Raw genomic sequence first — 12,952 nt, 5'->3', positions numbered from 1 at the left:
ACGCGTACGTGCGGCCGGTCCCTCCCCTACAAGGGACCGGCCGCACACTCATGGGCCCCCCGGGATCAGCCGCTGCTGACCGTGAGGCTGTTGGTGGTGAAGTCCAGACCGCCCGACGACGACGTGATCTCGTAGCCGAACTGCACGTCCCCGATGGTCACGTTGCCGAACCAGCCCTTGGTGTCCTTGATCCACTTCAGGATGGGCAGGATGTTCACCGTGCCGGAGCTGGAGTTGGAGCTGCGGATGAACGAGAACACGTCGTTCGAGCCATTGTTGCCCTTGTAGACGGTCCAGGTCGAGCCGCCGAGGGTGACGCTGCCCTGGGAGCTGCCGAGCGGGCCGACGGCCCCGGTCTTGTTGACCCAGAGCATGACCTCGTACTTGTAGCCGGTGTCCCAGATGTCGTACGAGGTGTTGTACGCGCCGGAGGACGGGACGGTGACGTTGTAGCTGCTGGTGAGCGAGGAGAGCGAGGTGATCGGTTTGTTGACCACCTTCTTGGCGTTCGGGTAGGACTTGATGCCGCCCGTGTTGGGGTGGTTCGCCCACACGCCCCAGTTGGTGCCGGAGTTGGCCCAGATGCACTGGCTGCCGGTGCCGGAGCCCCAGATGTTGTTGTAGAGCGTGTAGCCGTTCAGCGTGGTGTTGCCCCACTGGTCGCAGGAGTTCCAGACGGCGGCCTGCGCGGGGGCGGAGGCGAGGCCGACGGTGGCGCCGAGGGCGAGGGCGGGGGCGAGCAGCGCCGTGAGGAGTCTGCTCCGTTCGCGTGTTGCCATGGTGGTGTCCCTTCCATGGGTGGGGGGAATTGCGGGGGTCACCACGTCCTCAGGTCGAGGGCGTGGGCCTCTCCGGCGACCAGGTCGAGCGGTCGTGCGCCGGAGGGAGTCCTCAGTTCGACGCGCAGGGTGCGGGTGGGGCGCAGCAGCGCCGTGGCCGCGTCACGGCTCCACGCCAGGTCGACTTCGGCCCCGAACCTGGTCCGGATGCCGCGCAGTTCGCCCTCCGGGTACGCCGGTGACGGCGCGGGCAGCAGGACCAGCCGCTCCGGGGTGGACCGCACCAGCGTCTCGATCAGTACGGCGGGCAGGGTGTGGGCGGCGTCGGCGTTGTAGACGTTCCGGTTCGGGTAGTGGGCGCTCATCAGCGAGGCGTGGAAGTAGTCGCCGTCCAGTACGTGCGCGAGGGCGCGGGCGGCGCGGCCGGCGTCGCCGAGGCGGGCCGCGATCAGGGCGTGATGGAGGTGGCCGTGGGCCGAGTCGTTCTCCGCGCCGCGCAGTACGAGGGCGCGGTGGGCGGCGGCGGCCAGGTCCGGGGTGGCGTGGGGGTCGATCTCGTCCAGTGGCCAGACGGCGTAGAGGTGGCTGAGATGGCGGTGGTCGTAGGTGTCCGCGAGTCCGGGCCACGCCCATTCGGCGAGGGCGCCGTCGGCGTTGATCCGATGCGGCGGGAGGCGGTCGGCGAGGGCCTGCCAGCGGTCGGCGTCGCGGGTGCCGGGGTGGTAGGCGGCGGCCGTCAGCAGGGCGTGCCGGGCGGCGGAGAGGTCCATGGCCGCGTTGAGCGTGCCCCAGCTCGCGTCGGCGGGGCGGTTCTCGGGCGAGTAGGAGGGCACGACCACGAGGTGGCCGTGCTCGTCGGTGCGGGTGAGGAAGTCCTCGTAGAACCGGGCGGTTTCGGCGAGCGCGGCAGCGGTGCGGGGGTCCTGGGCGCCCCGCGTCTCGTCGAGGTCGACGAGCGGTTTGAGCAGCCAGTCGGCGCCCGCGGTCCACAGGTGCAGCGGATACTCGCGGCTGAAGTGGTAGGTGCGGCCGGACTCGCCGTCGGTGTGCGCGGGCGCGACGGCTCCTCGGGTGCCGAAGATCGCGCGGGCGTTCTCCCGCCAGTCGGGGAGTTGTGCCGCGACGAGCCGGGCCAGGGCCTCGCCCACCTCGGGGAGACCGGCCGCGGCGGCTGAGGCGGTCTGGAGGTTGAGGTTGGCGTCCGTGGTGAACGCGCCGGACCAGGCCGTGTCCCAGTCGCCGGTCCACAGTCCGGTGAGCCGGGGCGGAAGCAGGCCGCTGGCGGAGAGCAGATGGTAGCGGCCCGCCGCGAACAGCCGCTCCAGCAGGGCCGGGCTGCCGGGCCGCTTCAGCAACTCCGAGCCCGGCAGGGCGCGTTCGGCGGGCTCACCGCGCAGGTCGAGGGTGACACGGTGGTACGCGGTGCGGTGCGCGGGCAGATGGCGGTCGAGGAGGTCGTCGTACGTCCGTCCGGTGAGCAGGTCGAGCAGGGCCCCCGCCTCCTCGCTCACGGCCGGCTCACCGGTGTGCCGGCGCACCCGGGTGAGCAGCAGCACCGAGTCCGCGCCGGCGACGCGCACTCCGGGCGGGGCGAGCGCCGTGCTGCCCCCGGTGACGGCGATCAGCAGCACGCCGGTGTAGCCGCGGTCGCTGCCGGGGTAGCGGGCGTGCAGGCTCAGTACGGCACCCTCGGCGGTGAGCAGCGCCGCTTGGTCGACGCGCAGGCCGGGCGGCACGCCGGGCAGCCGGTGGTCGAGACGGACGTCGAGCGTGGCACCGGGCGCGGTGACGTGCTGGACGATCACGTCGTCGGCGCGGGAGACGAAGACGCGGCTGCTCCAGTCCCCGCACACCGCCGTCGCCTCGCCGCTGGTGAAGTCGACCGAGCGGCGGTAGCCCCGGCGGGCGCGCGGCGGGCGGCTCAGCCCGATCCGGAAGGCCGGGTGGAAGGGCTGCACCCACTGCAACGGCCGGCCGTCCGTGAAGGACTCGGCGGCGGTACGGTCACCGGCGAGCAGCCGGTCCTGGAGGGCGGCGAGTCGATCGGCCAGCAGAGGCGGCCGTGCGCGCTCACCGCCGTTGGGCCGGACGAGGGTGTGATGGGTGACGATCACCCGTTCGTCGTCCGGATCGCCGAACACCAGGGCGCCGTGGTGGCCGTTGCCGCTGAGGAAGGCGTCCTCCCAGCGGGCGGCCGGGAGGGGTTCCCAGGTTCCGTGCCGAGGTCCGCCGGTCACGGTTTCAGCACCGCCGCCCCGTACCGTCCGAGCGTCGTGCGGCCGGTCACGGTCTCTCCGGTGAGCAGGTCGCGGTGGCTGCCCGGTACGTCGACGGTCGCCGGCTCCCGCCGGTGGTTGAGCAGGAACAGCAGCTCGCCGCGCCGGACGGCCTCGACCCCGGCGGGCAGCCCGTCCAGCACCGGCTGGACGCCCGCGCCGGCGGCGACGCGGGCGAGCAGGGCGCGCAGCGCCCCGGGCTCCGGGAGGGTGGAGACGTACCAGGCGCGGCCCCGGCGCAGTACCGCGGGCAGTCCGTCGAGCTCGCCGCCCCGGTACGGGACCGTCTCGTCGGCGGTGCCGGCGGCCTCGATCTCCTCCGACCACAGAGTCCCGCGCAGGCCGCCGGCGCAAGTGACGCTCTCCTCCGCGTCCAGCGGCCACCACTCGTGCAGCGTGCGGATGCCGAACAGCTCGCGCAGCCGCGGATCCATGCCGCCGGGACGGATGCGATCGTCCTCGTCGGCGACCCCGGTGAGGAAGCCGCTCACGAGGGTGCCGCCGCCGGCGACGTACGCCACGAGGTTGTCGATCGCCGCGTCGGTGAGCAGGTAGAGCTGCGGCACGACGACGAGCCGGTAGGCGGCCAGGTCGTGCTCGGGGTGGGCGAAGTCGGTGGTGAGGTGCGCTTCCCACAGGGCGCGGTGCCAGGCGCGCAGGACCTCGGGGTACTCGACGTGCGCGGACGGGCGGCCGTCCTGCTCGCAGGCCCACCAGGAGTGCCAGTCGTGCAGGATCGCGATGTCACGGGTGCCGTGGGTGCCGGACACCTCGGCGCCGATCCGCCGCAGTTCGGCGCCGATCCGCTTGACCTCCTGGAACGCACGGCCCTGCTCGCCGGCGTGGCCGACCATCCCGGAGTGGAACTTCTCCGCGCCCTGCCGGGACTGGCGCCACTGGAAGTAGCAGACGGCGTCGGCGCCGTGCGCCACGGCCTGGAGGGACCACAGGCGGTTGAGCCCGTGCGGCTTGGGCTGGTTGACGGAGCGCCAGTTGACCGGGCCGGCCGCCTGTTCCATGAGCATCCAGGGGCCACGGGCCTGGGAGCGGGTGAGGTCCTGGACGAGCGCGCCGTACTGGGCGCCGAGGGGGTCGGCCGGGTCGGGGTAGAGGTCGACGGAGACGACGTCCTCCTCGGCGGCCCAGCGCCAGCCGTCCTGACCGGACCACAGGGGCATGAAGTTGGTGGTGACCGGAAGGTGCGGGGTGTGCCGGCGGACGATGTCGCGTTCGGCGAGGTAGCACTCCAGGAGCATGTCGGAGGTGAAGCGGCGGAAGTCCAGGACCTGCGCAGGGTTCTTCAGGTAGTGGGTGTGGCGCGGGGGGAGGACGCCGTCCCAGCTGTCGTAGCCCTGGCTCCAGAACGCCGTTCCCCAGGCGGTGTTGAGGGCGTCGAGGGTTCCGTACCTGGTGCGCAGCCAGCGGCGGAAGGCGGCTGCGGCCTCGTCGCCGTGGTCGTGGGTGCAGTACTCGTTGTTGATGTGCCACATCGTGAGGGCGGGGTGGCCGGCGTAGCGGGCGGCCAGGTCCTCGGTGATGGCGGCGGCGTAGCGGCGGTAGGTGGCGCTGGAGTGCGAGAAGTGCTGCCGGCCGCCCCACCACTCGGTGCGCCCGTCCTCGTCCCGGGGCAGGGTGTCGGGGTGCAGGCGGCCCATCCAGGGCGGGGGTGAGGAGGTGGGGGTGGCGAGGACGACTCCTACGCCGTTGGCCTCCATGAGGTCCATCACCGTGTCGAGCCAGCCGAACTCCCGTGCGCCGGGTTGCGGTTCGAGCTTCGACCAGGAGAACACGCCGAGGGTGACGGAGTTGACCCCGGCGTCCTTCATCAGCCGGACGTCCTCGTGCCAGGACTTCTCGGGCCACTGCTCGGGGTTGTAGTCGCCGCCGAAGAGGATGCGGCGGCCGGCGATCGTACGCATGACAGTTCCCCTATCCCTTGACGGCCCCCGTGAGCATCCCCTTCCTGAAGTGCTTCTGGACGAAGGGCGACAGCACGGTCACCGGCAGCAGCGCCATCACCATCACCGCCATCTGCACGGCGAGCCCGGACAGTTGGCCGGTCTTGATGGACTGGGCGAGGCCCACCGGGGCCTCCTGCTTCTGGACGAGCTGGATCATGACGTTCTGCAGCGGCAGCATGCTCTGGTCGTTGAGGTACAGGGAGGCGTTGAACCACGCGCTCCAGTAGCCGACCGCGTAGAACAGCGTGATCACCGCGAGCACCGCGCGGGACAGCGGCATCACGATCTGCCACAGGATCCGCAGGTCGCCGGCGCCGTCGATGCGGGCGCTGTCGATGAGTTCGGGCGAGATGTTCATGAAGAAGCCGCGCAGCACCAGGATGTTGAACACGCTCACCGCGCTGGGCAGGATCAGCGCGAGGTAGCTGTCGGTCAGGCCGAGGGTCTGCACCAGCAGGTAGGTCGGGATGAGACCGGCGCTGAAGAACATCGTGGCCAGCAGCGTCATCAGGATCCAGCGGTGGCCGAGCGAGCCGGTGCGGGACAGGCCGTAGGCGCACAGCACGGACACGGTCATCGAGAACAGCGTGCCGACGAGGGTGACCAGGATGCTGACGACCGCGGCGCGGGTGACCTGGCCGCCGCCGAGGAGTTCCCGGTAGGCGATGAAGGTGATGCCCCGGGGCACCATGACCAGACCGCCGGCCTCGTCGATGGTCCTGCGCGAGGAGAGGCTGGTGACGACGACGATCCACAGCGGGAAGAGGATCGCCAGACAGGCCAGGGCCAGCACCAGTCCTTTGCCGGCAAGACCGGCCCCGGTGGGCTTCTCCTCCCACGCCGGCCGGGCCGGGGCGTCCCACCCGCGGCGTTCGCGTACGGGCTCGTCGATCACGGCGGTCACTTCCTGTACACCCCCTGCTCGCCCATGAGATGGGCCACCTTGTTCGCGGCGAGGACCAGTCCGAGGCTGATCACGCCCTTGATCAGGCCGGCGGCGGCCGCGTAGCCGAAGTCCTGGTTGCGCACGCCGTTCCACCACACGAAGGTGTCCAGGACCTCGGCGGCGCCGGGGCCGACGGCGTCACGTTGCAGCAGGATCTGTTCGAAGCCGACGGTGAGGGCGTCGCCGACGCGGAGCACCAGCAGCAGCGCGATGACCGGGCGCAGCGCGGGCAGTGTGACGTGCCAGATGCGGCGCCACCGTCCGGCGCCGTCCATCGCGGCGGCCTCGTACAGGTCCGGGCTCACCGAGGCGAGCGCGGCGAGGAAGACGATGATCCCCCAGCCCGCGTCCTTCCACACGCTCTGCGCGGTGACGAGGAACTTGAAGGTGGTGGGGTCGGTCATGATGTCGAGGCCGTCGTAGCCGTGCTGCCGCAGCAGTTGGGAGAGCAGCCCGGCGCCGCCGAGCAGTTGCTGGAAGACGGCGATGACCAGCACCCAGGAGAAGAAGTGCGGCAGGTACAGCACGGCCTGCGCGACCGCCCGGACCCGGGGCCTGACCACGCTGTTGATGAGCAGCGCGAGCAGGATCGGGAGGGGGAAGTACAGCACGAGCTGGAGGAGGAACAGCACCAGGGTGTTCTGTACCGCGTTCCAGAAGGCCGAGTCCTCGAAGATCGCCTGGAAGTTCTCCAGGCCCACCCAGGGGCTGTGCAGGATGGAGACGACGCCGTTGTCGCTGATGTAGGGGTCGTAGTCCTGGAAGGCGACGACGTTGCCGAGGATCGGTATGTAGTTGAAGAGCAGGACGAGGGCGACGGCCGGGAGCGTCATCAGGAGCAGCACGCGGTCGCGCCTGAACCTGGTCCGCAGGCTCAGCCTCCCCCGGTGCGGATCGTTCCGGGTTCCGTTGCCGCCCCCGGACGCTGCCGGAGTCCTCGCCGTCGGGTCGGCCTCGGTCCTGCTCCGAGGCACCGTGCTGTGGGACACGGCCGGTCTCCTTGCCTCAGCGCCCGGATCAGCCTGCCGCCGAGCCGTTCTCGTCGAGGATCTGCTTGTACCAGTCGCGCAGCCTGTCGCCGCCCTTGCTCTTCCAGTCGGAGACGGCCTGCTGCATGTCGGAGATCTTCTTGTGGCCGCGGACGATGTCGTCCTCCAGCTGTTCGAAGTCGTTGGACAGGTTGGTCCAGCGGGCGGGCTCGGTGATCTGCATGCCGTAGAAGGCGGACTTCCTGGTGACGGCGCCCATCCGCTGCTGCCACTCGACCTGGGCCCGGGTGACGTCCGGGAAGTCCGGGTGGGCGAGGGTCGGAGCGGGGCTCGCGATCATGATGTAGGCGTTGATGACCTCGTTGTTGCCCTTGTCGTTCTTGACGGGCACCCCGTTCTCGACGGTGTAGTGGGTGCCTTCGAGCCCGTAGTTGGTGAGCATGTATTCCTTGGTGCCGTACGGGGCGGCGGTGACGTTGGCGACGGCCAGCGCGTCACGGATCACGGACTCGGACGCCTTCTTGCTGACGAAGGCGAAGATGTTGGCGGGCTGGGTGGCCCACAGAGTGGGGCGGCCGCCGTCGTGGCCGAATATGTCCATGCCGGAGACCTTGAAGGCCGGGTTCTGGCCGGCCTGTTCGGCCGTCCGGCTGTACCACTGCGAGATGTCGTTGTTGTAGATCAGGAACTCGCCCGCGGCGAACTTGGGGCCCGAGTCGGTGGAGGCGCTCTTGCCCAGCTCGAAGTCGGGGTGGACGTATCCGGCGGCGAAGAGCTTGCGGGTCCACTCCAGCGCCTCCAGGTACTCCTGGGTCTCGACGCGGTTGACCAGCTTGCCGTCGACGAGGTCCCAGCCGAGGGGCTTCTCGCCGCCGGAGAGCACACCGAAGGCGTTGAACGCCGTCCACTTCATGTCGCCGCAGGCCCACCGCTTGGCCCGGGCGTTGGTGATCTCCTTGGCCAGCGCCAGGAACTCGTCCGCCGAGGTGGGGACCTCGTAGCCCTCCTTGTCGAACAGGTCCTTGCGGTAGAGGGGCACGATGTTCGTCACATAGGGGGCCGGCATGGGCAGGCCGCGCAGTTTCCCACCGAAGATGGAGCGCTGCCAGGCGTCCGTCGGGATCGCCGCGAGGTTCGGGTACTGCTTGACCGCGTCCCCGGACAGGTAGGGGCCCAGGTCGGCGAACTTACTGGTGATCGCGCTGGGTATCTTGCCGCCCATGTTCCAGCCGGGGACCACCACGACGTCCGGGATGCCGCTGGAGGCGAGGACGGCTCCGAGCTTCTGGTCGTAGGTGTTGCCGTCCTGGTTCTGCCAGACGACGTCGACGCCGATGAGGTCGTTCATTGCCCGGTAGTACGCGTTGTCCTGCTTGGGCGGGGAGCCCCAGAAGGGCGACATGACGCTGACCTCGCCGCCCTTGCCGAGCTTCTTCGGCACGGAGGTCCTGAGGCCGGCGAGGTCGAGCGGGCGGGTGAAGCCGACGGCGGAGCCGTTCCTGGCGGGGATGTCGGGCGTGACGACGTTGTTCGCCGCGTAGGACGGCAGCAGCTTCCTGGCGCCCTTGCCCGACGTGGTGCCACCGCGCGAGCCGCTGTCGCCGCCACCGCAGGCGGTGAGCAGCGGCATCCCTCCCGCCACCGCTGCGGCGGCGACCGCCGTGGAGGCGAGGAAGCTTCTCCGGCTGGGGCCGGCGGAGGCGGGAGCGGCGTTCGGCGTCATTGCGTCAACCCTTCGTGGCGCACCAGGACACCCGGCGGTGGGGCCGTCGGCTGTGGTGTCTCGAGATATCGATGCATCGATGTATCGATACGGGGAGGTCGAACTGAGTCGAAGCGCTTCGATGTTGCTGCGAGGTTAAGTGAACACCTGGGGGCGCACAAGGGTCGGATCCAAGATTGCTCGGAGGTGCCGGGTATCGGACCGGCCTCATACGCCCCTTGCGGTGCAGGCCGGTAACCGGACGTGTTGCCCCGGACCGTCTTGACACCCAGCCCCGAGTCGACTGAGCATCGAAGCGCTTCGAAAGAGGCCCGCCGCTTGAGCGCTAGGGGACCCCCACGTGACCGTACGAACGCCTCACACGCCACCGTTCCGCGATCCGCAACTGCCGTTCGCGAAGCGCGTCGACGATCTGCTGGCACGGCTGACCCTCGACGAGAAGGTCTCCTTCCTGCACCAGTTCGCGCCCGCCGTCGCGCGGCTGGACCTGTCCGCGTTCCGCACCGGTCAGGAGGCGCTGCACGGGGTGGCGTGGATGGGCCCGGCGACCGTCTTCCCGCAGGCCGTCGGGCTCGGCGCCACCTGGAACGACGACCTGGTGTGCCGGATCGGCGAGGCGGTGTCCCGCGAGGTACGGGCGATGCGCGCCCGCGACGACCGCGTCGGTCTCAACGTCTGGGCCCCGGTGGTGAATCTGCTGCGCCACCCGCTGTGGGGCCGCAACGAGGAGGGTTACTCGGAGGATCCGGGGCTGACGTCGGCGATCGCCGTCGCCTACACCCGCGGCCTGCGCGGTGGCCATCCGACGTACTGGCGCACGGCACCGGTCCTCAAGCACTGGCTGGCGCACAACAACGAGACCCGCCGGGACACCACGTCCTCCTCGGTGCGCCCGCGTGTCCTGCACGAGTACGACCTGCGGGCCTTCCGGGAGGCGGTGGCGGCGGGCGCGGTGGCCGGGGTGATGCCCGCCTACAACCTGGTCAACGGCCGCCCCAACCACGTCTCGCCGTACCTGCGCGAGCACCTGCGCGACTGGACCGACGAGGACCTGCTGGTCTGCTCGGACGCGGGCGCGCCCTCCAACCTGGTCGACTCCGAGCACTACTTCGCCACCCACGAGGAGGCCACCGCGGCCGCGCTGCTGGCCGGCGTGGACAGCTTCACCGACCACGGCACGGATCCGGCGAAGATCGTGGCGCGGGTGCGGGGCGCCCTGGAGCAGGGCCTGCTGACCGAGGCCGACGTCGACACTGCCGTGCGCCGGCAGCTCTCGGTGCGCTTCAGGCTCGGCGAGTTCGACCCGGGGGACGATCCGTACGCCGGTACCGGGGAGTTCGACACCCCGGGGCACCGGGCGCTCGCCCTGGAGGCAGCCGAGCAGGCGGTCGTGCTGCTGAGCAACGACGGGCTGCTGCCCCTGGCCGCCGGCACCCGCGTGGCCGTGGTCGGTCCGCTCGCGGACGAGTGCAAGCTGGACTGGTACAGCGGGACCCTGCTGCACCGGTCCACGCCGCTGGAAGGGCTGTACGAGCGGTTCGGCGCCGAGCGCGTCGAGTTCGCGGAGGGCGTGGACAGGGTGCGGCTGCGCACGGCCGACGGCCGCTTCCTGCACGTGCCGCCCGGGAAGGCCGAAGGTCCGGTGCGCGGCGCCGAAGGGGCGCTGGATCCGGCCCTGCTGGCCGGCCGCACCGACCTGCCGCCGCTCACCACCGACACCACCGGCACCGAACTGGCCCTGATGGACTGGGGCGAGGGCGTCCTGACCCTGCGCGCGCCGGACGGCCACTATCTCTCGGTGGCCGACGACGGCTGTCTGCGCGCCTCGGCCGACCAGCCCGGCGGCTGGGTGGTGCAGGAGACGTTCCGCCTCGAACCGCACGGCGGCGGGCACCTCCTGCGGCACCTCGGGACCGGCCGCCACGTCCGTGTCACCGCCGACGGCGTGAAGGTCGGCGAGGAGACCGGGGCGGACGCCGCGGCGACCGCGGAGGTCTTCCAACTGGTCGTGTCCGAGCGCGGGGAGGAGGCGGTGGCACGCGCGGCCGGCCGGGCGGACGTGGTGCTGGTGGTGGCGGGCAACGACCCGCACATCAACGGCCGGGAGACACAGGACCGTACGACCCTGCGGCTGCCGGAGCACCAGGAGCGGCTGCTGCGCGCGGCCCGCGCCGCGAACCGGAACACGGCTCTGGTGCTGGTCTCGTCGTACCCGTACGCGGTCGACCCCGCGCCCCTGCGGGCAGTGCTGTGGACCGCCCACGGCGGCCAAGCGGCGGGTACCGCCCTGGCCCGGGTGCTGGCCGGTGACTCCTCCCCCGCCGGCCGGCTCCCGCAGACCTGGTACGCGGACGACTCCGACCTGCCGGACCTGCTGGACTACGACGTGATCGGCAGCCGCCAGACGTACCTGTACTTCGAGGGCACCGCGCTGTTCCCCTTCGGACACGGGCTGTCGTACACGTCGTTCGGTTACGACGGCCTGGCGGTCCGGGTCGAGGAGGAGACGGTGCGCGTGTCCTTCGCGGTCACCAATCACGGGGGCGTCACCGCGGACGAGGTCGCCCAGCTCTACACCCGCGCCGCGAACCCGTCGGTCCCGCGCCCACGCCGCGAACTGGCCGCCCACCGCCGCATCACCCTCGCACCCGGCGAGAGAGCGAACCTGGCCTTCGACATCCCGCTCTCCGCACTGGAGTTCTGGGACGTCTCCCAGGGCCGCCCGCGCCTCGAGCCGGGCCCCTACGACCTCCTCGTCGGCGCCTCCAGCGAGGACATCCGCCTGCGCACCACCCTCACCCTCGACGGCGAGCCCGGCACCCCGCGCCCGCTCCTGGAACACGGCCTGAACGCGGCCGACTTCGACGAGCAGTCCGGCATCGAGATCGTCGACCGGACGAAAACGACGGGCGACGCGGTGACACCAGCACCCGGCAGGCCGGGCGAACTCCTCTACCGCGACTGCGACTTCGGCACAGGAGTGACGGGGGTGAGCGTGGAGGTGGCGGGCGAGGGCACGGTCGAACTGTCCCTCGACGGCGGCCCGACACTGGCTGTCGTCACTCTGGACACTCCCACACCCGGCCCGTACGACTACACCAGGCTCACCGCCCCGGCCACGGCCACCGGAGTACACGACCTACGGCTGAGGCTGCAGGGCCCACTGCGCCTGGCCCGTCTCGGCTTCACCGCCTGAGCCGCCTCTCCGTAGTGGCCCCCAGGAGTACCGTCCCGGCGTCCCGTCAGCGGGTGGCGAGGAATTCGAGCGTGTCGATCACGCGGTTCGAGAAGCCCCACTCGTTGTCGTACCACGCGACCACCTTGACGTGGCGGCCGTCGACGCGGGTGAGGGCCGAGTCGAAGATCGACGAGGCGGGGTTGCCCGTGATGTCGGACGACACGAGCGGGTCGTCCGAGTACTCGAGGATGCCGGCGAGCGGCCCCTCCGCCGCGGCGCGGTACGCCGCCAGCACGTCGTCGCGCGTCACGTCGCGGGCGACGGTCGTGTTGAGTTCGACGATCGAGCCCACCGGCACCGGTACGCGGATCGAGTCGCCGGACAGCTTGCCCTCGAGGTTCGGCAGCACCAGGCCGATCGCCTTGGCGGCGCCGGTCGTGGTCGGCACGATGTTGACGCCGGCGGCACGGGCGCGACGGGCGTCGCGGTGCGGACCGTCCTGAAGGTTCTGCTCCTGCGTGTAGGCGTGCACCGTCGTCATGAACCCGTGCTCGATACCGGCGAGTTCGTCGAGGACGGCGGCGAGCGGCGCGAGCGCGTTGGTGGTGCAGGAGGCGTTCGAGACGATCGTGTGCACGGCCGGGTCGTAGGCGTCGGTGTTGACCCCGAACGCGAGCGTGACGTCGGCGCCGTCCGACGGCGCGCTGACGAGTGCCTTCTTCGCGCCCGCGTCGAGGTGGGCCCGGGCGGCCTTGGCCGAGGTGAAGCGGCCGGTGGCCTCCAGGACGATGTCGACGCCGAGTTCGGCCCACGGCAGTTGCGCCGGCTCGCGCTCGGCCAGCACCGTGATCCGACGGCCGTCGACGACGAGGACGTCCCCGTCGACGGTCACCGGGCGCCCGAGCCGGCCGGCCGTGCTGTCGTAGGCGAGCAGCCGGGCGAGAGTGGCGGGCTCGGTGAGGTCGTTCACGGCGACGATCTCGAGGACGCTGTCGCGCTCCAGCAGTGCGCGCAGCACATTGCGTCCGATGCGGCCGAATCCGTTGATGGCGATGCGAGTCATGAATGATGTCCCTTCCTTCGCCACCAGGTTCGCCCGC

The 12,952-nt window shown here is 71.1% G+C and carries 8 protein-coding genes; 1 reads left to right on the top strand and 7 read right to left on the bottom strand.

Annotated features, from left to right (window positions below; genetic code table 11):
- Nucleotides 1-65: 65 nt before the first annotated feature.
- The 6 genes from ACF09J_RS23470 to ACF09J_RS23445 are packed head-to-tail and all read right to left on the bottom strand — an operon-like array spanning nucleotide 66 to nucleotide 8,674.
- On the bottom strand, nucleotides 66-779 hold the full coding sequence (locus ACF09J_RS23470) for a hypothetical protein (RefSeq protein ID WP_392307387.1): 714 nt from the start codon (nucleotides 777-779) through the stop codon (nucleotides 66-68).
- Between the two features lie 38 nt (nucleotides 780-817).
- A complete protein-coding gene (locus ACF09J_RS23465) occupies nucleotides 818-3,016 on the bottom strand; it encodes a glycoside hydrolase N-terminal domain-containing protein (RefSeq protein ID WP_392307386.1) in 2,199 nt (732 codons plus the stop codon).
- The gene (locus tag ACF09J_RS23460) at nucleotides 3,013-4,974 is read right to left on the bottom strand and encodes a beta-galactosidase (RefSeq protein ID WP_392307385.1); all 1,962 of its coding nucleotides are present in this window, start codon (nucleotides 4,972-4,974) and stop codon (nucleotides 3,013-3,015) included. The genes ACF09J_RS23465 and ACF09J_RS23460 overlap by 4 nt, the downstream gene beginning before the upstream one ends.
- Before the next feature lie 10 nt (nucleotides 4,975-4,984).
- A complete protein-coding gene (locus ACF09J_RS23455) occupies nucleotides 4,985-5,920 on the bottom strand; it encodes a carbohydrate ABC transporter permease (RefSeq protein WP_392307384.1) in 936 nt (311 codons plus the stop codon).
- Nucleotides 5,917-6,951, bottom strand: a complete 1,035-nt coding sequence (locus ACF09J_RS23450) for an ABC transporter permease (RefSeq protein ID WP_392307383.1) — start codon at nucleotides 6,949-6,951, stop codon at nucleotides 5,917-5,919. The genes ACF09J_RS23455 and ACF09J_RS23450 overlap by 4 nt, the downstream gene beginning before the upstream one ends.
- A 28-nt stretch (nucleotides 6,952-6,979) precedes the next feature.
- Nucleotides 6,980-8,674: an extracellular solute-binding protein gene (locus ACF09J_RS23445; RefSeq protein WP_392307382.1), complete on the bottom strand. Its 1,695-nt coding sequence runs from the start codon at nucleotides 8,672-8,674 to the stop codon at nucleotides 6,980-6,982.
- A gap of 340 nt (nucleotides 8,675-9,014) precedes the next feature.
- Here ACF09J_RS23445 and ACF09J_RS23440 point away from each other — a divergent pair, with 340 nt between their 5' ends.
- The gene (locus ACF09J_RS23440) at nucleotides 9,015-11,870 is read left to right on the top strand and encodes a glycoside hydrolase family 3 C-terminal domain-containing protein (RefSeq protein WP_392307381.1); all 2,856 of its coding nucleotides are present in this window, start codon (nucleotides 9,015-9,017) and stop codon (nucleotides 11,868-11,870) included.
- A gap of 46 nt (nucleotides 11,871-11,916) precedes the next feature.
- Here the strand turns inward: ACF09J_RS23440 and gap are convergent, their stop codons facing one another.
- A complete protein-coding gene (gene gap / locus ACF09J_RS23435) occupies nucleotides 11,917-12,915 on the bottom strand; it encodes a type I glyceraldehyde-3-phosphate dehydrogenase (RefSeq protein WP_392307380.1) in 999 nt (332 codons plus the stop codon).
- Between the last annotated feature and the right edge of the window lie 37 nt (nucleotides 12,916-12,952).

It is taken from the genome of Streptomyces sp. NPDC014889 (assembly GCF_043081205.1).
In the GTDB taxonomy this organism is placed as follows: Bacteria; Actinomycetota; Actinomycetes; order Streptomycetales; family Streptomycetaceae; genus Streptomyces.
Note: the sequence above shows the minus strand (reverse complement) of the source record. Positions and strands in the feature narration are given on the sequence as shown.

Excerpts from the sequence above, each read along its gene's own strand:
- ACF09J_RS23460 (WP_392307385.1), bottom strand. The coding sequence starts at position 4,974 with ATGCGTACGATCGCCGGCCGCCGCATCCTCTTCGGCGGCGACTACAAC.
- ACF09J_RS23445 (WP_392307382.1), bottom strand. The coding sequence starts at position 8,674 with ATGACGCCGAACGCCGCTCCCGCCTCCGCCGGCCCCAGCCGGAGAAGC.
- ACF09J_RS23470 (WP_392307387.1), bottom strand. The coding sequence starts at position 779 with ATGGCAACACGCGAACGGAGCAGACTCCTCACGGCGCTGCTCGCCCCC.
- gap (WP_392307380.1), bottom strand. The coding sequence starts at position 12,915 with ATGACTCGCATCGCCATCAACGGATTCGGCCGCATCGGACGCAATGTG.